Origin of the sequence: Erysipelothrix piscisicarius, from assembly GCF_003931795.1 — a bacterium.
GTDB classification, from domain to species: domain Bacteria; phylum Bacillota_I; class Bacilli_A; order Erysipelotrichales; family Erysipelotrichaceae; genus Erysipelothrix; species Erysipelothrix piscisicarius.
The window spans coordinates 70,642-95,179 of sequence record NZ_CP034234.1; the positions used below are offsets into that span (position 1 = coordinate 70,642).

Below are 24,538 nucleotides of genomic sequence, written 5' to 3' on the forward strand. Positions count from 1 at the left end.
AAGACTGATTATTCAGTCTTTTCGTTTCCAAATATTGCTTCCGCAAGGGCTCTTCCTTCAATTGTATCCGCAAGACCCCCTTCACCGGTTTCTCGGAATTTACGCGGAAGTTCTTTCCCTACTTTATACATTGCTTCTACCACCGTATCCGGTGTCAAGGCACTCTTTACACCGGCAAGCGCCATATCGGCGGATACTAAAGCTTGTGACGCACCCAAAGCATTTCGTTTAACACACGGCACTTCCACAAGGCCTGCGACAGGATCACAAATTAGACCCAACATATTTTTGATTGTCATCGCAAAAGCATGGGCGCACATCTTTGGTGTTCCCCCTAATACATCCACAACCGCAGCACTTGCCATCGCACTGGCGCTGCCAATTTCAGCTTGACAACCCCCTGTAGCACCTGCAATGGACGCATTATTCGCGACCACCAAACCAAAACCTCCCGCTACAAACAAGAAATTAATTTCTTGTTCGCGTGTAAGATGATAACGTTCTGAAATTGCAGATAATACTCCCGGCACAACACCGGCACTCCCCGCCGTTGGCGTTGCGCAAATGATACCCATCGCAGCATTCACTTCGTTCGTTCCGACTGCATTTTGAACCGCAGTCATCACCGTCGGTCCACAAATCGTTTCACCATGACTTAAATATTTTGAAATCTTGGTTGCATCACCACCCGTTAGACCCGTGGTCGATTTTACACCGCGTTTCCCCTGCTCAATGGTTCGTTTCATAACATCCAGTTGTGAACCCATACGTTGAACGATGACATCGCGGGATTCTTCGGAACGCTTCATTTCAAATTCAATAATTGTTTCAGATAAACTTCCACGCTCTGTAGCAGTATCAACTAATTCTTGGATAGATTTAAACATAATATCTCCTATTTCGCAATGTAGAGAACTTCACAAATATTCTCCACACATCGTAAGCGATCCAGTGATGTTTCCAAAGCATCTTGATCCAGTTCAATCCCCATATACGCTTTTTTTCCTTTTTCCTCACGATCCACTTTCATGGAACCAATATTAATGTGCATCTCACTGAGAATGGTTGCGACCTTCGCAATCATCCCAGGACAATCCTCATGAAAAATAAGAATTGTTGGGACACCCCCATCGATTTCCACTTTCGTACCATTGATCTCGGTAATCTTTACATTTCCGCCACCAATCGATATTCCTACGACTGTACATTTACGCCCCGCTTTATGCATTACAATTTTTGTAGTATTGGGATGATCCACCTTATCCACTAAAGGAATAAAGGTCACCTTCATCCCTTCTTCTTGTGCAATGAGAAGGGATTCATGCAAGCGCGTATCATCGGGATCCATCCCCAAAAGACCGCCCGCTAACGCAACATTGGTCCCATGTCCCTTATACGTTTTCGCAAACGATTCATATAAATAAATATTGGCTCGCTCTGGACATTCTCCAAAAATACTGCGAGCTATCTTTCCAATCCGCGCTGCTCCAGCAGTATGAGAACTGCTGGGTCCGGCCATAACTGGTCCAATAATATCAAAAACAGACTTAAAATCTTGACTACTCATGATGGACCCTCCTTACGCACATTATAACGATTTTCACTACGTATCACAACATCTTAAAACATAAGAAAAACACTTTAGTTCAAAAGGGCAAACCAAAGTGTTTCTTTGCTTATTGTTCTTAGAAATCGTAGTGATCGATTGGATACGTGAGGTAATGAATTTGCTCAAGTTTTTCGGCCGTGATAAATCCTGCTGGTGCATCGAGCACTTGTGGTATACGGTTTACAACCGTTGCACACGTATGTGCTACCGTATCCGGTTTTTCGACTGAGAATACTACATCTGGGTCTCCGACAATCTTCCATTCACAGAGATCCCCATCATTCTCACCGTAAACCTTCCCAATACATTGAACTTCCAGTTCTGGGCCTTGATGTGTAAGGATTGTGGTGACCGCTGACATACCAATCGCATCCCCCGCTGGAATTTCACGTCCTAATGTTTCTGAATAAATTGCATGATCTAAAACATACGGAACATTTTTTTGTGAAATGGCCTTAATGGTCCATCCCATTTTTGCGCAGATGCCCTCGCCTGCATTCCACATATAGCTTGGCAAACTTTCTGCTTGCGCAATTTCTTTTTCAAACGTCTCAAGATCATAACCAGCACCGTGTGCTTCCGCCAGTGCAAGTCCATAATCTTCTACATTATAGCTAGCCGTTCCATACATCTTCTCAATACGATTCACACCGCCTGCAACAAGACACGGCATGTTAATCCAATAGATATCTTGCATACCACTTCCCGTAATGGTAACATTGTAATCTTTCGCAAGACGATCAAGGCGATTAGTTTCTGATGGTGCGGTGGTCCATGGATAAATTGCTTCTTCACAAGTCGTAATGACGTTTACACCATGAATTGCGCATGTTTCAAAAATTGAGTACATATCGTTCATATAACTAAATACTGTCACGATCGCAACATCTGCATCACATTCTGATAATACCTTATCAGCATCATCGGAAATCAGTACACCGGTTTTACGTCCCAAATTCGCAAAGTCACCGACATCCACCCCTACTAATTTCGGATTCGCATCAATCGCTCCCACGATTTCTGCACCGTGATCAACTAAATTACGAACAATCACTTCGGCAATTTTACCACAGCCATATTGTATAACGCGTACCTTTTCGTGTTTCATATCCAAGCCTCCTATTTCTTGATATATATTTCACAACTATAGTATAATCTCTATAGTAAGGTGAGAGTCAAGGAGGGTTTATGCAAAAATTAAGAATCGGGGAAATTGCCCGTTTGAATGATGTTTCCATTCAAACATTACGGTATTATGATGAAATCGGTCTTCTCAAACCGGCTTCGATTGATCCAGAAACGCATTATCGCTACTATACGATTGAACAGTCTGCAACGTTGGATATGATTCAGTTTCTTAAACGATTAGACTTTAATCTCATGGAGATTCATGACATTCTAAAACAAAAAATCAGCCTTGAGTCTTTGAAGGCTTCCCTTAAATTAAAAGAAGAACAACTTCTCGATGAACATCGATCGATTATCCATCAAATTCAGTCAATCCATCATTTTATGGAAACCACCAACTTGTATACACAAAATATGGATAAGCACTGGATGGAAATCAGCTCGTTTCATGCACGCCATATCTACCGTTATCCCATTACACAAAATATTTACGAAATGTCGATTGATGCCTATGAATATGCGTTGCGCGACTTTAAACATCATCTAAAATCGAAAACCCTTTTTAATCGAGTCGGTTCCATTATGTCCAAGGAAAACTTTAACCGGCAACACTTTGACTCGAAAGAACTTTTTGTCTTTGTCGATGATCCAGCTCAAGCTAACGACAGCCTCCCACAGGGGGATTATGCCGTCTTTTTCTGTCAATCTTTTGAGGATGAAATAGAAGCAATGCATGCCTTTCATCAACTCATCAATGCGCAAAACCTTGTCATTAATGGGGATTATATTTGTGAAGTACTCTACGAAATGCCCAATACCAATTCCGGTCGTCGTGATATGTTTATTCGACTTCAAGTCCCTATATTACTTGATATCTAAAAATGTATGGGTACTTTGATCCCCTATCGTTACGCTCGAACGGTTTATGTTTTTTCAAATTCATAAAAAAAATTTCCGTTTTCATTATTAAGTGATAAACGGAAATTTTGGATTGTGATGAAACGTTGTGGTTTCATTAAACCAGTTCTTCGATATTAAGTACGTTAAATATTACTTAATTTCCCAACTCATGACAATGGATTGTGTCACGGCTAAGTCATTTGCAGTCATCGTGAAACCCATCATATCCGCACTGGCCATACGATGCATTGGTCTTGCAGTAGCATGATTCACGTACTCCATATTACAAATATGACCCAATCGGATCCCTGAAGTATCCGCAATCAATTTCGCTTTATCGGTAGCTTGATTAATCGCGAGAATCAAGGCATCATTATCTGCTTTGGTTGAATCTTTTAAGAAATACGAAAGACTGAAATTAAAGTCATCACTGGTTCTTAAATGATCTAACAACTCCGACATCTTCGTAAGATTAATACTATCTTCAAAAACAAGGCGTTGCACACATCGGAATAATTTGGGTTGATTTTCGGTGGGTTGGAGGATGGAAACCTCGATCCCTGACGTTTTAATCAAACTGGTATTAAACTCTACGCGCTTAAAGGCCTTCACAATATTTTCATATTGTTTTTTTAATGCATCAAACGAACTTGCGTACGACGAATCATCTTGTACTAATTCATAGCTAAAACGCATCATATCTGGTGTTACATAGATACTGCCCGATCCTTAAATCGTTAATTTACTACTCATATCAATCACCTCTCTCTCTAATGATACAGTATAATAGGTGAAATAAAAGTAAAATGTGCTATATTTTAATAAAGGAGTCAACCATGAAAAAATTTAATCTGAAACAAAAACTCATTGTGAGTCTGGTAATGCTTGCGATTACCCTAATTACCTTTGTTGTGATGACCTTTTTCGTTTTTAGAGTTCCATTCCAAATGGATCTCTTATTAAATGAAGTCGTTCTCGCACTTGTCGTATCCGTCTATGCATTTTTTATTATAAATATTGGATCTTGGGTAAGTATTGTATTTTTTATCCTTGGAATGCTTGCATCATTTTGGGCAATTGCGTTCTCGGTAGCTCGTTCTGGTGGCAATGCAATTGCATTCAATGGTCTATTTATATGGATTATTGTGATGTTTAGCTCGAATCTTATTGGATTAATCTTAGATTTAGTCTGGAAATCAAAACGAAAAGCAAAACGCGCAGAAAAAGCTAAAAATGATGCACTCAAACAAGAACAATTTGAGGCAAAACAAGACGAAGCAATTGCTAATGAACCACAAACGGAAGAGCATCCCACAATTCATCTCAATGATATTACAGTGGATGAACCGCTTGATGAAAAAGAAAACAACGTTGATTAACGTTGTTTTTTTATGATTTAAAGGTAATCTTCCCTGAATCCACATCGATGGATTCGATTTGTGCTTGACAATATAGGTCGTGTCCTTCATCTACGAGCATTTGATAACCCGGTTGAAAATTCTTTGAAATACAAATACCGGTTGCGACAAGCGATGCATCCGCTTGGCTTAGAAGTTTATCTACATTATGAACAACACTTCCTTTCGCAAGGAAATCATCGAGAAGAATAACACGTTTTCCTTCAATAAGATGTTTCGGTACGGTTAAGTGATAACCGTTTTTCTTTGTGAATGAAAAACATGATTGTTGGATAAACTTAGGGTCATCTTTTTCAGTTAAACTTTTTTTGATAATGATTAGCGGTTTGTTTGCATACAACGCTGCGAAAACACTGGGCGCAATTCCTGATGTCTCAACTGTTACAAACAAATCAAAGTCATAATCTGCATAGAAATCTGCGAAGTCTTTTCCTAAAGCTTCCATAACTTTAGGATCTACTTGAGCATTCAAAAATGAACTCACATCCACAATTTCTTCAGATTTAACTTTACCTTTTTCTTGTATTATTTCTTCGAGTAATTTCATGGGTACCTTCTTTCAATTTTACTTAGTATTATACTACAACGTACAAATATATGCTATTGAAATCAGGGTAATAAAGTGCATAATCTTAGGAAGCTCTTTACCACGTCCCGCAAAAACCATACACATTTCATAGGAAATAAATCCTAAAGTTAACCCTAAAGCAATTGATCCCGTTAGAGGCATCATCACGATTGTTAAGAAGGCAGGAATAATGTTTTCAAATCCTGAGTGCCATTCGATATTTGTAATGTTTTGCATCATAAAGATCCCAATCACAACCATAGCTGGTGTTGTGACAGCTGGCGTTACAAGCGATAATAAAGGATAGAAGAACATGGATAACAAGAAGAGCACTGCCGTAACAACTGCCATAAGTCCTGTTCGTCCACCATTAATAATTCCCGATACTGATTCAATATACGTTGAAAGATTTGATGTTCCAAAAAGTGAACCTACAAATGTTCCAAGGGCATCGGCCATATAAATACGATTGTTGTTTTCAAATTCTTCTTGTGGAATATGTGGAATTTGTGATGCCGCAGCGGATAATGTTGTTGCAGTTCCAAAGAAGTCTAAGAATAAGAACGTTAAAACTACAATAATCGCTTGTGGATTCAATAAGTTCGGTAATTCTTTCACCGCTACAAACATGGTTTCATGAACCATTGTTTGAATTGGTTCTATAGGGAACACTATAGGGCTTCCTGCTGGCAATTGGGTAACGTCGCAACTACATCTGGTGCCATTGATAATACGCCCATATTTACCCCTAAACGCATCAACAAGCCACAAACCGCTGCACCAACCATACCGAGAAATACAGCATATTGATTGCCACGAACCAAGAAAAACGCAGCCGTAATAATCCCTACAAATGCAATAATAACATTTGGATTATCAAAACCACCAAAAGTAATAAACATACCTGGATCGGGTACAATAATCCCTGAGTTTTTAAAACTTACAAAAGCAATAAAAATACCGAGGCCCACCGTTCCTGCTTGCTTAATGGTTAATGGAATCGATTTAATAATCTTCGATCGAACGCCTGAAGCAGCAAGAATAATGAATAAAATTGATGATGCAAGCACCGAAGCCAAAGCTGTTTGCCATGAAATCCCCATTTGCATGACAACACTAAAAGCAAAGAACGCATTCATCGACATACATGGTGCAAGGCCTAGTGGAAACTTCGCATAAAGCCCCATAATTAACATTGCAATTGCCGAGGAAATAATGGTTGCAATAAAGACCGCATCCTTCGGCATTCCTGCTTGCCCTAAAATAATTGGATTAACGAAAATAACGTATGACATTGAAAGAAATGCCGTTAACCCTCCCGCAAATTCACGTTTGATTGTCGAACCTGCTTCTTCAATCCCAAAATACTTATTGAGAATATTTTTCACGTAATGTCCTCCTCTTCCTCAATATATAAAAAAACTGCCATTATATGTGGCAGAAAGAGACGTGAAAATATCCTATCATGAAGATAAGGCTCTTTTGCCATAGTTTACATCTTTACGGGATGTAAGTAGAAACTTCCGGACCCTATTACCAGAAATATATGGAGTTTTTTCATACCTTAAGACTACCATGGTCCGGTGCAACATGCAAGCCTTGATAACTGCTATTGATTGTCTAAAAGTTATTGAAAACGATATCAAATCTTCATTATGAGATTATTGTGTAGCATCTTATCGTTTGGGATGATTCTGTCGCATAAAAAAACTCACTCTTTCGAGTGAGTTTGATCAACGTTTAATTATTTTTTGATGTTGAAGAATGTGTTAGCACCTGAATATTTAGCTGCTGAACCTAATTCATCTTCGATACGGATTAATTGGTTATATTTAGCTAAACGGTCTGTACGTGACATTGATCCAGTTTTGATTTGACCTGCGTTAAATGCTACTGCAATGTCAGCGATTGTTGCATCTTCTGTTTCTCCAGAACGGTGTGAAACTACTGATGTATATCCTGCACGTTTTGCCATTTCCATAGCGTCAAATGTTTCTGTTAAAGTACCGATTTGGTTAACTTTAATAAGGATTGAGTTTGCGATTCCTTTTTCGATACCTTCTGCAAGAATTGCAGGGTTTGTAACGAATAAGTCATCACCAACGATTTGGCAACGGTCACCAATACGATCTTTTAGACGTTTCCATCCATCCCAGTCGCGTTCTCCTAAACCGTCTTCGATTGATACGATTGGGTATTTGTTTAAGAATCCTTCGTACATATCGATCATTTGATCCGATGTTAATTCTTCGCCACCTGATTTACTTAATACATAAACACCTTTTTCTACATCGTAGAATTCTGAAGCAGCAACGTCCATTGCAAGAACGATATCTTCACCTGGTACGAACCCAGCGCGTTTGATTGCTTCAACAATAACTTCTAAAGGTTCTTCGTTTGATGCTAAGTTTGGAGCGAAACCACCTTCGTCCCCAACAGCTGTAACATGACCTTTTTCTTTTAATACTGATTTCAATGCGTGGAATGTTTCAGCACCCATACGGATTGCTTCTTTAACTGATTTTGCGCTGATTGGCATAATCATAAATTCTTGGAAATCAACTGATGAGTCAGCGTGTGAACCACCATTGATAACGTTCATCATTGGAACAGGTAATTCTTTTCCGTTGAATCCACCTAAGTATTTGTAAAGTGGCATATCATAGAAATCAGCTGCAGCAATAGCACAAGCCATTGAAACACCTAAGATTGCGTTTGCACCGAATTTTGATTTATCGGATGTACCGTCTAATTCGATCATTGCTTGGTCAATTAAGTTTTGTTGTGTTACATCAAAGCCAATTAATTCTTCAGCAATAATATCGTTAACGTTAGCAACAGCTTTTAATACACCTTTACCGCCGAAACGTGATTTATCACCATCACGAAGTTCTAACGCTTCGCGTTCACCAGTTGAAGCACCTGATGGTACCATTGCGCGTCCGAATGCGCCTGATTCTGTCGTTACTTCTACTTCAATTGTTGGGTTACCGCGTGAGTCCATGACTTCGCGTGCATAAATATCAATAATACTTGGCATGTTATATCCTCCTGAGCCTCTATTTATTCTTTTATTAACTTGTTAATAAATTATTTAATTGCATCGATGATTGCTTTGAATGAATCCACTTGAAGTGAAGCTCCACCAATTAATGCACCATCAATGTCTTCTTGTGACATGTATTCCTCAATGTTTTCAGGTTTAACGGATCCACCGTATTGAATACGAACTTTATCTGCAACTTCTGCTCCAAATAAGTTTTTAACTTCGTCACGAACTAAAGCACATGTGTTTTGAGCAATCTCAACTGTTGCGCTCTTACCAGTTCCAATTGCCCAAACAGGTTCGTATGCGATCACGATGTTTTGAACATCGTCTGCATTTAAACCACTTAAGCAACCCGCAACTTGCTTACGAACAACTTTTTCTGTTTTATCTGCTTCAAATTCAAATAATGTTTCCCCAACACAAACGATTGGAGTCATACCATTTTCGATTAATACAGCTGCTTTTTTATTAATGTCTTCATCTGTTTCGTTGAAGTATTGACGACGTTCTGAGTGTCCGATAACAACCCATTTTGTGCCAATTTCTTTTAACATTTCAACTGAGATTTCACCTGTATAAGCACCGTTTGCTGCCCAGTGAACATTTTCAGCTGCAATATGTAAGTTTTTAGCATTTGCAATGGATGCTTGGAGTGCTGTGAAAGGCACTGCCACGCCAAAGTCTGCTTTATCTGTAACAAATGCATCAACACCTTGAACGAATTCAGTTGCTTCTGCAATCGTCTTATTCATTTTCCAGTTACCAAAGATAATGGGTTTTCTCATGTTTTATTTATCCTGAATTGCTGCAATACCTGGCAATTCTTTTCCTTCCATAAATTCTAAACTTGCTCCCCCACCGGTTGAGATGTGAGTAATTTTGTCTTTGAATCCTAATTGAATTGCTGCCGCTGCGGAATCTCCACCACCGATAACACTCAATACATCAGGAAGTTCTGTAATTGCTTTACAGATTGACAATGTTCCTTGAGCAAATGCGTCAAATTCAAACACACCCATTGGACCATTCCAAACAACAGTTTTCGCACCCTGTAATTCTTTTTCGAATAATTCGATTGTCTTAGGACCAATGTCAAGTCCCATCATATCTGCAGGAATTTGATTTGAAGGCACAACAACTGGTGTTGCATCTGGTGCAAATTCCTTAGCAACCACAGTATCAACTGGCAATACTAATTTATCGCCTGCTTTTTCCATAATTGCTTTCGCTACATCAATACGGTCCATTTCAACAAGTGAAGTTCCGATTTCGTAACCTTTTGCTTTGTAGAATGTATAAGCCATTCCACCACCAACAATAACTTTGTCAGCTACGTCTAATAAGTTTTCAATAACATTAATTTTGTCACTTACCTTAGCACCACCTAAAATCGCTACGAATGGTCTTTTTGGTGAATAGATTGCTTCTGTTAAGAACTTAACTTCTTTCTCAACAAGGAATCCAAGTGCTGAAGGAAGATGTTGTGCAATCCCTACTGTTGAAGCATGTGCACGGTGAACAGATCCAAATGCATCTGTTACGAATAAGTCTCCCAAACTTGCCCAGTATTGTGATAAGTTGTCGTCGCATTTGCTTTCGCCAACTTCATAACGTGTGTTTTGCATTAACACGATGTCGCCATCAGCCATAGCTGCAACAGCATCTTCTAACGCACTACCACGTGTAACTGGAACAAACTTAACATTTGTTTCAGGCATTAATTCTTGTAGTCTTACTGCAACAGGTGCCATATCATTTTTAGCTTTGTCTGCTTCAGTTTTTTCTGAATCCTTATGATTTACTTTGCCCAAGTGTGACATAAGAATAACTTTTGCATTGTTTTCTACCAAATATTTGATTGTTGGAAGTGCACCATTGATACGGTTATCGTCTGTAATAACGCCATCTTTTAATGGAACGTTAAAGTCAACACGTACAATGACTTTCTTACCAGCAACATCCAAATCACTGACAGTTCTTTTTGTCATAATTGCCTCCTTATTTACCTTTCCCATTATAACAAATACAAATGGGTTTCTCAATGAAATCATGCGCAGTAGTTTACGCTTTCACACATGAAAACGGTTTAAAACCAATATTTTCACACTTATATGTTTGTTGCTTGTGCAAATCTGTCTTTGCTTCATATAGTTATTCCAATTTAATCCTACTAAATTGCTCTATTTTCACGTTAAAATAAGAAAAACAGGCTATTTTACAGAATAGCCTGCTGATTGAATTGCTTGTTTTGCTGCATGGACGGTATCGTTTGATCCTTCAACCGTTACGGATTTATTGACCAAACTGATCGTATAATCCACACGTGTGTTATCCAATTCTTCTGAAATACGTTTAACGCATCCCTCACACTTCATATTATCGACAAAAATTATATGCTTCATAGTTACCGCCTTTCTCTTATATTTTAATCTTAAAGCGACGTAAACGCAATGCATTTGAAACAACACTTACGGAACTTAGAGCCATTGCGGCACCGGCGATCATTGGATCAAGAAGTGGCCCTTGGAATAAGACTTTAAAAACACCCGCCGCAAAAGGGATCCCCACGACATTATACGCAAATGCCCAGAATAAATTTTGTTTTATATTACGCATGGTTGCTTTACTGAGGGCTAATGCATTCACAACATCTTTCAAGTTATCTTTCATCAGCACAATTTTCGCGGATTCAATCGCTACATCCGTTCCAGTACCTACTGCAATCCCAACATCGGCTTGAACCAAAGCGACCGCATCATTAATCCCATCTCCTACCATTAAGACGTTTTTACCGTTACGTTGAAGTTCTTTTATTTTGGCTGCCTTTTCTTCAGGCATCACTTCTGCTAACACATGGTTGATGCCAATTTGATGGGCAATTGCGTGTGCTGTATCACGATGATCACCGGTAAGCATAATGACATCATAGTTCATATCTTGTAATGCTTTTACGGTTTCAATTGATTCAGTTTTAACAGTATCCGCAACTCCAACAATCCCCATTAATGCTGTTTGATCTGAAACATACATCGCCGTTTTACCTTCTTGAGATAAACGTTTCACATCTGCTTCATAACGATCTGTAGAGATATTTAACGAAGCCATCAACGCTTCATTTCCAATTGCAATGGATTTTCCGCCAACACTTCCTTGAAGACCTTTTCCTGAGATTGATTTAAATGAATCAATGGCTAAGATTTCTAGATTTCGCTTTTCTAACTCTGAAACAAGCGCATGTGCTAAAGTATGTTCGGAAGCATTTTCAAGTGAACCTACAATACTTAAGAATTCATTTTCAGGCACGTTCGTGATGATATCCGTTACAACAGGTTTCCCATGTGTTAAGGTTCCTGTTTTATCGAAAACAACGGTATCAATATGCGCAGCAGCCTCAAGTGCTTCCGCTGATTTAATAAAAATACCATTTTGTGCACCCACTCCGGTTCCGACCATGATTGCCGTTGGGGTTGCAAGTCCAAGTGCACACGGACAAGCAATAACGAGTACCGTTACGAAAATTGTAAGGGCACGTTCAAGGTCTTTGGTAGCGATAAACCATAAAATTCCAGAAATAAGCGCAATGAACATAACCACAGGAACAAACACACCTGCGACTTTATCTGCTACTTTAGAGATGGGTGCCTTTTCGTTTTGCGCATCTTCAACCAAACGAATAATTTGGGCAAGTTTTGTATTTTGATCATCAACGGTCACTTCGATGACAAGACGACCATTAAGATTCATGGTCCCCATCACAACATCATCATTTCGCGTTTTATCAACCGGAATACTTTCTCCAGTCAACATCGACTCATCGACCGCACTTTCGCCTTCTAAAATTCGTCCATCCATTGGAATGGATGTACCCGGTTTTACCAGCAAATGATCACCAATTCGGATTTCATCCGCATCAATTTCCACAACACCACCCTCACGAATCAAAAGTGCCGTTTCTGGTTTAAGGTTTAATAATGCTTTAATGGCACTGGTGGTCTTCGCTTTACTGCGAGACTTCATGGTTTTTCCCAGACGAATCAACGCTAAAATTACCGCAGCAGACTCAAAGTAGAGATGATGTACGAAATGCGCTTCGCCATTTAAAATTTTGAAGAATCCGTAGAAACTGTAAAGCATTGCACTTCCAGTTCCAATGGCAACTAAAGAATCCATATTAGGATGTCCTTTGAATAATGTTTTAAAACCCCTTTTGAAGTAATCACGGTTTAACCAAACAATCGGTACCGTAATGATGATTTGTAAGAGGGCATTGTTTAATGCATTAAGATTTGGATCGATAAAGGATGGTAATGGGAGTTTATAGGCAAACATTTGACCCATTGTAATATAGAGCATGGCAGCCGCTAAGACTAAACTCATGTAAAGAGTACGATTCGCTTTGTGAGCTTGTTGTGTTTGGAGATCTGTTGATACTGCGTCAACTTCATCCAAACGACTTGCACCATAGCCTTGATGTTCAATCGCTTGAATCATATCCACCAGTTTTAGTTTATGAGGATCATAGGCCACTCGAGCACGTTCGGTCATTAAATTAACACTTGCGGACGAGACGCCTTCTAAGTGTTGGAGTGCACCTTCCACATTCGCAACACAGGATGCATAGGTCATATCGGTAAGTTTGAGATCGACTGTTTTTTCTTGAATTAGATTGGGGATTTCAAGGCCATAACCTTGATCTTCAACCGCTTGGATTAAATCAGCTTCAGGAATTGTGTTTTGTGACGTAATAACGGCTTGATTGGTAAGGAGATTAACCTCCACATGTTCAACCCCTCAACACCTTGTAATGCTTTTCAACTTGGCTTTGACAGGATGCACACATCATCCCTGTTACGTTATAGGTTTTTTTATTCATGATTTCCGTCCTCCTTTATCGTTTACATTTGTAGTTTATCATGGTATTTCTGCGATATCAAGTGGTATGACTACAAATGTAGTTTGGTTAGGAATTAAAAAACTCACCGATTATCGATGAGTTTTATTTTTTAGAATTTTAAAGAAATTGCTGCATCCAACGCAATCTTCATCATATTTGTGAATGAGAGTTGACGTTCCTCTGCTGAAGTCACTTCTTGAGTTACAAATGAATCTGAAATTGTTAGAAGACATGCTGCATGTTTGTTTAATTTCTTAGCATTTGCAAACAGTGCAAATGATTCCATCTCAACACATGTAACACCATGATTCTTTGCAAGTTCTTGCCATGTAACGCCCGAGTCACGATAGAAAACATCACTTGAATGAATACGTCCTTCTTGCATTGGAATTTCTAATTTTTGAGCTGAAGCGCGTAATTGATCATTTAACATCTTACTTGGTTCAAGAACATCTTCTTCATATCCAAATCCAACTTTCGCAAATGAAGATTCACTGTATGCACTGTCTGAAAGAATTACATCATAAACATCAAGTCCTTCAACATACGATCCTGCTGAACCAATACGAATAATTGCTTCAACATCAAATTGTGAATATAGTTCATAAGAATAAATTCCAATACTTGGTTGTCCCATTCCTGAACCCATTACTGATACTTCAACGCCTTCATAGGTTCCTGTATATCCAAACATATTACGAACATCGTTAAATTGTTTCACATCTTTCAAAAATGTTTCCGCAATAAACTTTGCGCGAAGTGGATCTCCAGGCATTAATACAACCTTAGCGATTTGCCCTTTTTCAGCATTAATATGTGGTGTAGCCATAAATATAAATTCCTCCCATTAATTTATTCAATTATAACATAGCCTTTAAAGAGATTCATTACCTTTGGTGTAAAGAACGAAAATGCCAAGAATTCACCAACTTAGCTCTAAATTCCCTAAATATCGATAACCATGATGAAAAAGCACCAAAAAAACCGGAAACCCCCTGTGATTTATTTGTATATGTTATATAATTCACATAGTAAGGAGGTTGTCATGACAATGAGCCATAAAAAATTAAAAAAGCAACGAACCATGCTCTATTTTATGCAGGCAGCCAAAGAAATTGTGAACACCGAAGGCATGCAAGCAATCACCATCCGAAAAGTCGCAGACATTGCCGGATACAACAGTGCTACCCTCTATAATTACTTTGAAAATCTTGACCAACTGATTGCTTTCGCCATGATCCATACCATCACCGATTACCTCAGTGATCTTGAAACCATTATTAACTTAGACCTTAATGCACTTGATAAGTATTTATTAATGTGGCGATGTTATTCCGATTGGTCTTTTAAAGATCCCGAAATCTATACTTACGTATTTGATTCTGAGAAGTCTGATGAAATTTTAAGTCATATGGATGCTTACAACGCAACGTTTCCAATGCATAAAACCAAACCCGCAAAACACATCAGTGATCTTGTTTTAGGGCAAGGAATGAAACGGCGTAACCAACTTTCAATAGACCCTTGTGTCGAGGCGGGATATTTTAGAGCCGATGATGTTTCAACGATCGTGAATTTTGCCTATATTATGCATCAAGGGATTATCCGTCGTATTCTAAAGGGGTCCTATACCTTCGATAAGAATCACGTTAAAGAATTTCTTGATTATTTTGTTTCCTTTCTTCGAGGGTACGATCAAACACAAAGTCTAACTGCTGACACAGTCACCAAAATCTTAGCCTTTGATATCCATAAAAAACACATCAACCCTGGAACTGACCTAGTTCCGTGGGACTAAAGAAAAAAACCTCTTGTATGAGAATTATTGTAAAATAGTTCAATATAGGAGGTTTTTATATGGGAACACGAACTATGCATAGCTATGAGACAAAGATGAAAGTTATAGAAATGAAATTGGCAGGCTACTCAAGCAGGTTTATTCAGACTGAACTTGGAATAAAAAATGTAACACAAGTCAAAACATGGTGGAGATGGTATCGAAATGGTGAACACTATCGATTTTCTCAACCTGTAGGCAAGCAATATACTTTTGAAAAGGCCTGAAGGAGACACGGTCGAAGAAACACAAAGACTTAGAATTAAATCTTTGAGCAACAAATTGAACTATTAAAAGTATTTGAAAGAGAAAGGATGTGGTTCCTGAAATAATCATCAAGCTCGTTGAAGAGTATCGCAACACTGTATCTCTTAAAGATATCTTGAATCTTTTTGGGGTACCTAAGTCAACGTATTACCGTTGGACTAAAAAAGAGCAACTAGAGTCTAATAATTATTCTGTCAATGAAGCATTAGTAATTGAACTTTGTAAAGAAAATAAATTTCGTTATGGATATCGAAAAATAACTGCATTAATTCGAAAAGAAAGAATTATCAATAAGAACACTGTTCAAAAGATAATGCAGAAACACCAATGTCAATGCCGTGTTAAGGTCAAACGGTATCGAAAAAACAAAAATCCGAAGATCATTATGCCCAATATCATTAATCGCGACTTTAAATCACTACGTCCTCTAGAGAAATTGGTGACAGATATCACTTACATCCCTTATGGCCATAAGATGCTCTATTTATCTACGATCATGGATTTATATAATGGTGAGATTATTGCGTCTACATTGAGTGACAGACAAAACCTAGAATGTGGTTGATACATTAAATCAACTTCCGGATATCGTTCAGCCATGTATTCTTCATTCTGATCAAGGAGTGTCTATACATCAAAAGAGTATCAACTCAAAGTAAAAAATAAAAGCATTACCATGAGTATGTCCCGTAAGGGTACACCGCTGATAATGCTCCTATCGAATCGTTTCATGCCTCGCTAAAGTGTGAAACATTCGAATTAAACCCAGAACTAAAGGGTTCTACTGAAATTGTATCACAAACTGTGATAAACTATTTAAAATATTACAATGAAAATCGAATACAAGAAAAGCTAGGATATCAATCTCCCGTAAATTATCGGTTAACTTCATCCTAACTTGGTTTTTTTCTTTAGTCCCAAGGAACTAGGTCAGTTCCCCTAATCGGTGATGTGTTTTTTGTTTTTAGAATATAATCATTGAAAGTACAAACATAAAGACCGTACCAACAATCATTGGAACCGATGTACGTTTCACAATATCAAACGGTTCTTCTTTTGTTGTTCCTGCAACAATCATCACAACGGCAGATACCGGTGAAACAGCACGTAGTAAGTTTCCTGCAAGCCCCATTGGCACAGTCACCGCAAATGGACTAATGCCCGCTGCTGCAGCAAGAGGAACCATAAGCGGTACCATTGCATAGAAGAGTGCCATTCCACTACCACTCAAGAGGACAATCAGTGCTGTAAAGAGTACAAGAATCAGTGGTAAGACAAAGCCTGAAGCTTGGGTTGTTTGCATTACCGTTTGAAGTTGGGTAATTAGACCAATCGCTTTAAGACCATTCACAAAGGTTGAAGCAGCAACAAGTAAGACAACAATCCCCATTGCATTTCCCATCCCTTTAAAGAAGGATTCTGTAGCTGTTAAGACTTTATTTCCATCACGATGACGTATCAGTTCGCACGCAATCACAATGATAAAGGACATCATCGATACCACTTCAACAGATAAGTTCAAGGTTGATCCTGTGATTGCATTAATTGCAAAGACAACAAGTAAAATTAAGATTGGTAACAAGGGAAGCAATGTGTAGACAAATTTATAAAGACCACTGCCTTCAATTTGCTTGGGTGCTTCTACATTAAGAACAACCTTTTCTTCACCACTTGCTACAAGTTTTTTATCACAGTATTTTTGCCAGAATGTATGTGCGAGTGCCATCACAAGAAGTGTTGGTACGGAAACAATTGCATGATGTTGGAAGACATAGTCTGCAACAGGCATTCCAAGTTCCGCAGCAATCGCAACGTTATCTGCACCTAATGGTGTAGGCATAACCGTTGCCGTTGTCGCAATAATTGCGGCTGCAGTTAATGTTGACATCCCTGATTCTTTTAAAACTGGATACAAGGTTGCAAGCAAAATAATGGATAAATTGGATGCACTTGGAATTACAAGGGATAACAAGTTCCCGAGTAAGAATACAATTGGAACCAAAACGTATGCTGATTTTATGCCTTTGAGGGGTTTTGTAAGTGTATTAACCGTTACCTCATTTGCACCAATCGCATTCATATAAGCCGTATAACCACCCAATACAAGAATCACAAACCCAGAACTTGGGAGTGTTTTCTTAAATTGATCGATAATCGCAAGAAGTGGATCAACTAAGATATGAACCGGTTCTTCAATAACCGCATTCCCCATCATAATTGCTACCACCATGAGTAAAATACCAACACCAAACAACGTAATCTTAATATCGAGTTTTTTAAGAAGCATGACAACTACGATTGCGACTGCAATCAAGCCTGCTCCATACATAACAAATGGACTCATAACCTTCATTCTCCTTTATATTAGTTTTTCGTTTGACACTTTTGAATTGATTCGAGGAACCATGTTTTAAATAGATCCGCATCGATATCAGTCGTAACTTTCGCATTTGCGGGCTGACCACAATATCCTTTTAGGTCTACCACGGTAGCCCCTGATGTATATTCCCCTTGAGTCTCAATACCTACAAATGTCTCCACCACTTCAAACATTTCTGGTTTAAGTAAGTATGCAATCGCACAACTGTCATACATCTTTAAACCAACCTTAAAGCTTCCACCGCGATAGGTTTTAAATAAGTGATAAAACATATTTCCAACAGGATTCATGTCCTTAATCAATGCAGAATCTTCCGGATAAACAAGGGCTTTAAGACCTACATCAAGACCTGCCATCACAATATTTAGACCACTTTCAAAAACAATCTTCGCAGCTTCTGGGTCTACTTTAATATTAAATTCAGAATAGACACCCGCATTACCACGTCCGACACTACCACCCATTAATACCACTTCATCAATGCGTTCAATGACTTCCGGATATTCTCGAATTAATAAAGCAATATTGGTTAGTGGACCAATTGGAACAAGTGTAATTTTCTCCGCACTGTTCATAATGACCTCATACATTGCCTCTACCGCATTTTTCTCGAGAAGCAAACTTCGATCTTCCTCAGGGAAATCATAACCATCCATCCCCGTTTTACCGTGTACACCACTGGCATCAATCGGTTCTCTTAGTAAGGGACGGGATGCACCCATGGCCACTGGAATTTTTTTACCGTAGAAGGGCAACAGCTTTAAGGTGTTTTTCGTAACCTTCTCAATACTTACATTTCCTGCAACCGTTGTAATCAACTGAACATCCAGTTCTTCCGAAAATAAAGCGATTGCCAGTGCAACGGCATCATCAATGCCTGGATCTGTATCAATGATAATTTTGCGTTTACTCATCATTTCCTCCTTGGTTCATAAAATCTGTTAATGCTTCAAGTGTGGGAAGTGCTTCTTGAGCACCTTGTTTTGTACATGCAAGGGCACCTGCAGCACTTGCATAGGTTAATGCTTTTTGAAGATTCCATTGCTTACTAAGACCGTATAAGAACGTTCCAATATAAGCATCGCCTGCTCCCGTTGTATCTACTACATCTACTGCATAAGATGGGATGATGTCAACGTGATCTTTAGAAATACAGATACTTCCCGAGCCACCTAAGGTAAAGACAACCGTCTTAACACCTCGTTCACATAAGGTTGTGGCCGCACGCTTACAATCCTCAAGATCATGAGGGAAGATCTCTGTCAAAATTTCACTCTCTGATTGATTTACCACAAGGTAATCTATTAATGGATAAAAATCTTCGTTCATCACTACCGCAGGGGCTGGATTCACCACCGTTGTCATTCCCAAGGTTTTTGCTTGTTTGAGACCTTCATATACGGCATAGAGTGGAACTTCAAATTGAGTTAAAAAGAAATCCTGGTTAGATCCCTGTAGGGCTTCATGAATGCGTGGAACACTAATATTCGCATTCGCACCTTGGTTTATAATTATGCGATTATCGTGATCTGTTTTTAAAATCATCGCAACCCCGGTATGTTCATCATCACTGAGAAGAACATGATTTGTATTAACCCCAAAATTATTTAAAGCATTTAAGGCAAGTTGACCATGATAATCCCGTCCAACACTTCCAATGAGAAATGTAGGGGCGCCTAGATTGGCACATGCCGCTGCTTGATTACCACCCTTACCCCCAATTGCTTCAAAATAATCATAGCCAGCAATCGTTTCACCCTGTTGAGGGACACGATTCGCGGAAATCATCAAATCCGCATTAATACTTCCAAGTACATAGATCTTACTGCTCATAAAATAACACCATCCCACTTCCTAGTTCTTCAGTCGGTCTTGTGATAAAACCATACTGAGCATAAAACGCTTCAACACCTGGCGTCGCCATGAGCCCTACATAAGCACCTTGACAGGCAACCCGTGAAAGATACTTAAAGATTGATTGCATCAGTAAATCGCCACAGCCTTGATGTTGATATTGCGGATGTACGATGACATCCTTGAGAAAGAACACAATCCTTCCATCACCGACCAGTCGGGCAATGGCAACCGCTTGGTCACCATCAAACACCACAACATCGTATAAATCATGATCAAGCGCCATCTGAATATCCTCTAAGGCATATGCTTTAAAGTTACAGACTGAATGCATCGCTAAAACGGAAAGATCTTGAGAAACAGAAGTTAACGGAATCCCAAACATCTCTGATTGTTTTAAATTATCATACCCCACAACTTTAAGGGTTTTCTGAGTCAGTCCAGCTTCATCCATCGCCTTAAGCAATCCGTAAGCCATGAGATCATTACATGCAAAGACCCCATCGATGTCTTTACGTGCTACGACATCCTTTCCAAAAACATACCCTGTCTCATACCGGTAATCCCCTTCATAACGGTTTTTCTTTGAAATCGAATATCCGGATTCTTTTAAGGCACGAAGATGCCCCTCATAACGTTGACGCCCACCATAGGTAAGTAAAGAACCGGTAAAACATGCAATGTGTTTACAACCCTGTTCAATGAGGTATTGTGTCGCCAGATACCCACCATATTCATTATCGTAAGAAACTTGATTTGTTTGAATGTTTTCAAAAATGCGGTCTACCAACACAAAAGGACCCCCAATCGAATCCAACTCCTGCTGTACATCCGCATTCACACGGTATGCATCCAAAGCAGGACAGAGAATTAACCCATCAACTTGCCGATCTTTAAGTTCTTTAATAAGCGTGCGATCATTTTCAACATGATCATCACTGTTGACCATAAAAACGAGATATCCCTCTTTACGTAATAAATCTTCAACATGTTTAGAAAATGATGAAAAATAGGGGTTTTCAATATCTGGAATAATTAAGCCGATTGTTTGCGTTTTATTCGTAGAAAGACTGCGAGCAACATAATTTGGTCGATAATTTAACTCTTCCGCAATCCGTTTAATCTCTGATTTCTTAGCTTCTGAAATTCGTGAGGGCGCGTCATTTAATACTAAAGAAACGGATGCTTCTGAAACATGCGCTAACTTCGCAATATCTTTAAGTCTAACTTTTTTCATACTCCTCCATTCTTACTACTATTGTAACTGATATTTTATTCATGTGAAGAACCTTTTACACAATCAGTCTTAGATTGTTTTACTTTTCATAAGTATATCAAATATCTGCAATTCAAAAAAAGTATGGATAAAACAATTGAAGATATTTCTTTTTGTGTTAGCATGGACATATACATACAGGAGGAACGATCATGGCACAATATGATGTTAGAGAAATGTATAAAGCTTTTACAGGTGGTTTAACTGAATTATCACGTACACAACGCGAAGGTGTTGGTGCGTTTATGAATCTTTTAGGAAAAAGTTATGCTCCTGGAGCATTAGATCCTAAAACGAAAGAATTAATCAGTGTTGGGATTGCGGTGTATAACCGTTGCGAATACTGCATTGTTTACCATACACATGAAGCATTAAAACATGGTGCAACACGTCCAGAAATTGAAGAAGCTGCACTTGTTTCTGTTGCATTTGGTGGTGGTCCAAGCATGGCTTATAAGGTAACACTCCTTAAAGAAAGCCTTGATGAATTCGAGAAAGATTTTAAATAATTATAGAAAAGCCCACATCTGCTGATGTGGGCTTTTTCTTTGCACCGGTAGAGCGATGCTTTTTTAAATCGTTAAATTATTTTTTTGTTTTTGTATGAATTTTTTCTGCAGGATAGTAAGCATGTTCAATAATTTCCTTCATATCCTTAACAAGTGGAAGACGTGGGTTACATGGTGAACATTGGTCTTCGTATGCAAGATAAGCAATGGTTTCTGTTTCAGCCATAAATGCTTTTTCATTAACACCTTGTTCTTGGAAACTCATCTTAATACCACAACGAACGGCTAAGTCATGACATGCTTGCGCATAACTTTCAACACCTTCTTCGGTTGTGCTTGCAGGTAAGCCAAGGATACGTGCTAATTCAGCATAACGTTCATGGGCACGGTATACATTGTATTTTGGCCATAATGAAGGTTTTTCTGGATGTGTACCATTATAACGTACAACATAAGGGAAGAGAATTGCATTAATACGTCCGTGAGGCATTTCGTCGAATTTACCACCAATTTTATGTGCTAATGAGTGACTCATACCTAAGAATGCATTCGCAAATGCCATCCCTGCAAGGGTTGAAGCATTATGCATTTTTTCACGTGCATCCAAGTCGTTTTTTCCATTATGAACTGCACGTTCAAGGTTTTCAAAGACCATTTTAATGGCTTGAATTGCAAGACCATCTGTATAGTCATTTGCGAAGTTTGAAACATATGCTTCTGTAGCATGTGTTAATACATCAAGACCTGTATCTGCAGTTACGGATGCAGGAAGGTTTGTTGTGAAGATTGGGTCAACAATCGCAACAGTTGGAACAAGTGAGTAGTCCGCAAGTGGGTATTTCTTATTTGAATCTGTATCGGTGATAACTGCAAATGGTGTAACTTCACTACCGGTACCGGAAGTTGTTGGGATACATACAAGTTGTGCTTTTTCACCCAGGTCTGGGTAACGGAATGCACGTTTACGGATATCCACAAATTTTTGTTTAAGATCGTTAAAGTCTACATCTGGATGTTCATAGAAGATCCACATACCTTTAGCGGCATCCATTGGTGAACCACCACCTAAAGCAATAATTGTATCCGGTTGGAATGATTTCATCATTTCATAGCCACGTTTAACAGTGTTTAATGATGGATCTGGCTCAACATCGCAGAATAATTGAATTTGAACTTTGTTACGTCGTTTATTAAGTTGTTCAACAATTAAGTTGTAGTAACCTAAATCAACCATAGCACGGTCTGTTACAACAAATACACGTTCAACATCACGCATTGATTTTAAATATTGAATTGAGTTTCTTTCGAAATAAATTTTTGATGGTACTTTGAACCATTGCATATTGTTATTACGTCTCCCAATCTTTTTAATATTCAAGAGGTGAACTGCACTTACGTTATCGCCTACTGAGTTATGTCCGTATGAGCCACAACCAAGTGTTAATGAAGGAATAAAGTCATTATAGATGTTACCAATTCCTCCAAAGGTTGATGGTGAGTTCCAGATAATACGAATTGCAGGAACAGTTTCTCCAAATTTTTCGGAAAGTTCTTTTGATTTTGTATGGATTGCTGCTGAGTGACCCAATCCATCAAATTCAACCATTTGACGTGCTAAGCTGATTCCTTCATCGCTGTCTTTTGATTTTAAGACTGCAAGAACTGGTGATAATTTTTCACGTGTTAGAACTTCGTTAGGTCCTACTTCTTTACATTCTGCGGCTAAGATTACTGTATTTGAAGGCACTTTAATCCCTGCTTGTTCAGCAATCCATGTTGCATCTTTCCCTACAACATTTGGATTTAATTTTGCTTCAAGAACATTTGCATCGCCACTTGAAACTCCGAACATAAATTTCTCAACTTTTTTCTTATCTGTAGCTGAGAGGAAGTGCATACCGTATTTTTTGAATTTTTCAATGGCTTCATCATAAACGTCTACGTCAATAACCACAGCTTGCTCTGAAGCACAGATCATTCCGTTATCAAATGATTTTGATAGGGGAATATCGTTAACAGCTTGGGCAACCTCTGCTGATTTTTCAATATATGCAGGAACGTTTCCGGCACCAACACCAAGTGCAGGTTTCCACATGAGTAAGCAGCACGAACCATTGCATTACCACCGGTTGCAAGAATTGTCGCAACACCGTCGTGGTTCATCAGCTCATCTGTTTTTTCTTTTGATCCACGTTCAATCCATTGAACACAGTGTTCAGGAGCCCCTGCAGCAACTGCAGCTTCATAAACAACTTTCGCAGCCGCAATACTACATTTTTGTGCAGATGGGTGTAATGAGAAAATAATTGGATTTCTTGTTTTAAGTGAGATTAATGATTTGAATATTGCAGTTGATGTTGGGTTTGTAACGGGTGTAATTCCACAAATAACCCCTACTGGATCAGCAATTTCGGTAATCCCTGTGATGTCCTCATCACTGATAACACCAACTGTTTTAAGGTGACGCATATGGTTAATAACATGTTCACATGCAAATAAGTTTTTCGTTGCTTTGTCTTCAAAACAGCCTCGTCCTGTTTCTTCAACAGCAAGTTGCGCTAAAACACCGTGTTGATCGAGTGCAGCAACACTTGCTTTCGCAACGATATAATCGACTTGTTCTTGATTTAAATCCATAAAACCATTTAATGCTTTTTGAGCATTCGCAACGAGTTCATTGACTTCGTTGTCCAATTCTACTTTTTTAGTTGTCATGGTATGTGACCTCCCTTGTTATTTCTTTCACATACATATTGTATGTTGGATCAAAGGCTGACTCAAACAAATCAACGTAAAAAAGCGCAAATAAAAACTAAATTCGTGATGATGAAACAAGTTAAGCGTTTTCA

21 protein-coding genes, 2 pseudogenes and 1 riboswitch are annotated in these 24,538 nt (G+C 38.7%); of the genes and pseudogenes, 5 read left to right on the forward strand and 18 right to left on the reverse strand.

The features are described from left to right. Positions 1–8 precede the first annotated feature (8 nt). The 3 genes from sdaAA to EEI45_RS00345 all read right to left on the reverse strand — a co-directional run bounded on the left by sdaAA (position 9) and on the right by EEI45_RS00345 (position 2,717). Positions 9–887 carry an L-serine ammonia-lyase, iron-sulfur-dependent, subunit alpha gene (gene sdaAA / locus EEI45_RS00335; RefSeq protein ID WP_125163691.1) on the reverse strand — a complete coding sequence of 293 codons (879 nt, stop codon included), beginning with the start codon at positions 885–887 and terminating at the stop codon, positions 9–11. 8 nt (positions 888–895) lie between these two features. Next, positions 896–1,567, reverse strand: coding sequence for an L-serine ammonia-lyase, iron-sulfur-dependent subunit beta (gene sdaAB, locus EEI45_RS00340; RefSeq protein WP_125163692.1), 672 nt, complete (start codon positions 1,565–1,567; stop codon positions 896–898). Positions 1,568–1,685: 118 nt separating this feature from the next. Then, a complete protein-coding gene (locus tag EEI45_RS00345) occupies positions 1,686–2,717 on the reverse strand; it encodes an NAD(P)H-dependent amine dehydrogenase family protein (protein ID WP_125163693.1) in 1,032 nt (343 codons plus the stop codon). An 80-nt stretch (positions 2,718–2,797) separates the two neighbouring features. Here EEI45_RS00345 and EEI45_RS00350 point away from each other — a divergent pair, with 80 nt between their 5' ends. Further along, a complete protein-coding gene (locus EEI45_RS00350) occupies positions 2,798–3,616 on the forward strand; it encodes a MerR family transcriptional regulator (protein ID WP_125163694.1) in 819 nt (272 codons plus the stop codon). Between the two features lie 171 nt (positions 3,617–3,787). Here EEI45_RS00350 and EEI45_RS00355 read toward each other — a convergent pair whose 3' ends face one another. After that, positions 3,788–4,354 (reverse strand): SIMPL domain-containing protein, encoded by a 567-nt coding sequence (locus tag EEI45_RS00355; RefSeq protein ID WP_228410618.1) that lies wholly within the window; start codon positions 4,352–4,354, stop codon positions 3,788–3,790. Positions 4,355–4,473: 119 nt separating this feature from the next. Here EEI45_RS00355 and EEI45_RS00360 point away from each other — a divergent pair, with 119 nt between their 5' ends. After that, positions 4,474–5,016 (forward strand): hypothetical protein, encoded by a 543-nt coding sequence (locus EEI45_RS00360; RefSeq protein ID WP_125163695.1) that lies wholly within the window; start codon positions 4,474–4,476, stop codon positions 5,014–5,016. Between the two features lie 10 nt (positions 5,017–5,026). On the opposite strand, the gene EEI45_RS00365 is transcribed toward EEI45_RS00360, so the two are convergent. The 9 genes from EEI45_RS00365 to deoD all read right to left on the reverse strand — a co-directional run bounded on the left by EEI45_RS00365 (position 5,027) and on the right by deoD (position 14,395). Beyond that, the gene (locus EEI45_RS00365; protein WP_125163696.1) at positions 5,027–5,602 is read right to left on the reverse strand and encodes a phosphoribosyltransferase family protein; all 576 of its coding nucleotides are present in this window, start codon (positions 5,600–5,602) and stop codon (positions 5,027–5,029) included. A gap of 33 nt (positions 5,603–5,635) precedes the next feature. Next, the gene (locus EEI45_RS09835) at positions 5,636–6,295 is read right to left on the reverse strand and encodes an NCS2 family permease (protein ID WP_267128127.1); all 660 of its coding nucleotides are present in this window, start codon (positions 6,293–6,295) and stop codon (positions 5,636–5,638) included. Continuing rightward, positions 6,295–7,011 carry an NCS2 family permease gene (locus EEI45_RS09840; protein ID WP_267128128.1) on the reverse strand — a complete coding sequence of 239 codons (717 nt, stop codon included), beginning with the start codon at positions 7,009–7,011 and terminating at the stop codon, positions 6,295–6,297. The genes EEI45_RS09835 and EEI45_RS09840 overlap by 1 nt, the downstream gene beginning before the upstream one ends. 80 nt (positions 7,012–7,091) lie before the next feature. Then, positions 7,092–7,193: riboswitch (purine riboswitch) on the reverse strand. Positions 7,194–7,367: 174 nt separating this feature from the next. Beyond that, positions 7,368–8,663, reverse strand: a complete 1,296-nt coding sequence (eno, locus tag EEI45_RS00375; RefSeq protein WP_125163697.1) for a phosphopyruvate hydratase — start codon at positions 8,661–8,663, stop codon at positions 7,368–7,370. 50 nt (positions 8,664–8,713) lie between these two features. Continuing rightward, complete coding sequence (gene tpiA / locus EEI45_RS00380) at positions 8,714–9,457, reverse strand: triose-phosphate isomerase (protein ID WP_125163698.1); 744 nt, start codon at positions 9,455–9,457, stop codon at positions 8,714–8,716. A 3-nt stretch (positions 9,458–9,460) separates the two neighbouring features. Next, complete coding sequence (locus EEI45_RS00385) at positions 9,461–10,660, reverse strand: phosphoglycerate kinase (RefSeq protein WP_125163699.1); 1,200 nt, start codon at positions 10,658–10,660, stop codon at positions 9,461–9,463. 222 nt (positions 10,661–10,882) lie between these two features. Beyond that, complete coding sequence (locus tag EEI45_RS00390; RefSeq protein WP_125163700.1) at positions 10,883–11,074, reverse strand: heavy-metal-associated domain-containing protein; 192 nt, start codon at positions 11,072–11,074, stop codon at positions 10,883–10,885. Between the two features lie 16 nt (positions 11,075–11,090). After that, complete coding sequence (locus tag EEI45_RS00395) at positions 11,091–13,451, reverse strand: heavy metal translocating P-type ATPase (protein WP_228410404.1); 2,361 nt, start codon at positions 13,449–13,451, stop codon at positions 11,091–11,093. Positions 13,452–13,675: 224 nt separating this feature from the next. Continuing rightward, a complete protein-coding gene (gene deoD, locus EEI45_RS00400; RefSeq protein WP_013853271.1) occupies positions 13,676–14,395 on the reverse strand; it encodes a purine-nucleoside phosphorylase in 720 nt (239 codons plus the stop codon). 222 nt (positions 14,396–14,617) lie between these two features. Here deoD and EEI45_RS00405 point away from each other — a divergent pair, with 222 nt between their 5' ends. Further along, positions 14,618–15,364, forward strand: a complete 747-nt coding sequence (locus tag EEI45_RS00405; RefSeq protein ID WP_228410405.1) for a TetR/AcrR family transcriptional regulator — start codon at positions 14,618–14,620, stop codon at positions 15,362–15,364. A gap of 59 nt (positions 15,365–15,423) precedes the next feature. After that, positions 15,424–16,567: pseudogene (locus EEI45_RS00410) on the forward strand (IS3 family transposase). Between the two features lie 67 nt (positions 16,568–16,634). Here the strand turns inward: EEI45_RS00410 and dcuC are convergent. From dcuC to EEI45_RS00430, 4 genes are read right to left on the reverse strand one after another with little or no spacing between them, the layout of a single operon-like run. Beyond that, positions 16,635–18,014: a C4-dicarboxylate transporter DcuC gene (dcuC, locus tag EEI45_RS00415; protein WP_125163702.1), complete on the reverse strand. Its 1,380-nt coding sequence runs from the start codon at positions 18,012–18,014 to the stop codon at positions 16,635–16,637. A 20-nt stretch (positions 18,015–18,034) separates the two neighbouring features. After that, positions 18,035–18,964, reverse strand: coding sequence for a ribonucleoside hydrolase RihC (gene rihC / locus EEI45_RS00420; RefSeq protein WP_125163703.1), 930 nt, complete (start codon positions 18,962–18,964; stop codon positions 18,035–18,037). Beyond that, positions 18,957–19,883, reverse strand: coding sequence for a ribokinase (locus EEI45_RS00425; RefSeq protein ID WP_125163704.1), 927 nt, complete (start codon positions 19,881–19,883; stop codon positions 18,957–18,959). The genes rihC and EEI45_RS00425 overlap by 8 nt, the downstream gene beginning before the upstream one ends. Next, the gene (locus tag EEI45_RS00430) at positions 19,873–21,141 is read right to left on the reverse strand and encodes a GNAT family N-acetyltransferase (RefSeq protein ID WP_125163705.1); all 1,269 of its coding nucleotides are present in this window, start codon (positions 21,139–21,141) and stop codon (positions 19,873–19,875) included. The genes EEI45_RS00425 and EEI45_RS00430 overlap by 11 nt, the downstream gene beginning before the upstream one ends. 191 nt (positions 21,142–21,332) lie before the next feature. Here EEI45_RS00430 and EEI45_RS00435 point away from each other — a divergent pair, with 191 nt between their 5' ends. After that, a complete protein-coding gene (locus EEI45_RS00435; protein WP_125163706.1) occupies positions 21,333–21,689 on the forward strand; it encodes a carboxymuconolactone decarboxylase family protein in 357 nt (118 codons plus the stop codon). Positions 21,690–21,765: 76 nt separating this feature from the next. On the opposite strand, the pseudogene adhE reads toward EEI45_RS00435, so the two are convergent. Next, positions 21,766–24,404: pseudogene (gene adhE / locus EEI45_RS00440) on the reverse strand (bifunctional acetaldehyde-CoA/alcohol dehydrogenase). Positions 24,405–24,538: the final 134 nt, after the last annotated feature.

Coding starts and splice junctions, on each gene's coding strand:
- EEI45_RS00345 (WP_125163693.1), bottom strand. CDS start 2,717: ATGAAACACGAAAAGGTACGCGTTATACAATATGGCTGTGGTAAAATT.
- EEI45_RS00390 (WP_125163700.1), bottom strand. CDS start 11,074: ATGAAGCATATAATTTTTGTCGATAATATGAAGTGTGAGGGATGCGTT.
- EEI45_RS00350 (WP_125163694.1), top strand. CDS start 2,798: ATGCAAAAATTAAGAATCGGGGAAATTGCCCGTTTGAATGATGTTTCC.
- dcuC (WP_125163702.1), bottom strand. CDS start 18,014: ATGAGTCCATTTGTTATGTATGGAGCAGGCTTGATTGCAGTCGCAATC.
- EEI45_RS00365 (WP_125163696.1), bottom strand. CDS start 5,602: ATGAAATTACTCGAAGAAATAATACAAGAAAAAGGTAAAGTTAAATCT.
- EEI45_RS00360 (WP_125163695.1), top strand. CDS start 4,474: ATGAAAAAATTTAATCTGAAACAAAAACTCATTGTGAGTCTGGTAATG.
- EEI45_RS00385 (WP_125163699.1), bottom strand. CDS start 10,660: ATGACAAAAAGAACTGTCAGTGATTTGGATGTTGCTGGTAAGAAAGTC.
- tpiA (WP_125163698.1), bottom strand. CDS start 9,457: ATGAGAAAACCCATTATCTTTGGTAACTGGAAAATGAATAAGACGATT.
- deoD (WP_013853271.1), bottom strand. CDS start 14,395: ATGGCTACACCACATATTAATGCTGAAAAAGGGCAAATCGCTAAGGTT.
- sdaAA (WP_125163691.1), bottom strand. CDS start 887: ATGTTTAAATCTATCCAAGAATTAGTTGATACTGCTACAGAGCGTGGA.
- eno (WP_125163697.1), bottom strand. CDS start 8,663: ATGCCAAGTATTATTGATATTTATGCACGCGAAGTCATGGACTCACGC.
- EEI45_RS00405 (WP_228410405.1), top strand. CDS start 14,618: ATGAGCCATAAAAAATTAAAAAAGCAACGAACCATGCTCTATTTTATG.
- EEI45_RS00425 (WP_125163704.1), bottom strand. CDS start 19,883: ATGAGCAGTAAGATCTATGTACTTGGAAGTATTAATGCGGATTTGATG.
- sdaAB (WP_125163692.1), bottom strand. CDS start 1,567: ATGAGTAGTCAAGATTTTAAGTCTGTTTTTGATATTATTGGACCAGTT.
- rihC (WP_125163703.1), bottom strand. CDS start 18,964: ATGAGTAAACGCAAAATTATCATTGATACAGATCCAGGCATTGATGAT.
- EEI45_RS00435 (WP_125163706.1), top strand. CDS start 21,333: ATGGCACAATATGATGTTAGAGAAATGTATAAAGCTTTTACAGGTGGT.
- EEI45_RS00430 (WP_125163705.1), bottom strand. CDS start 21,141: ATGAAAAAAGTTAGACTTAAAGATATTGCGAAGTTAGCGCATGTTTCA.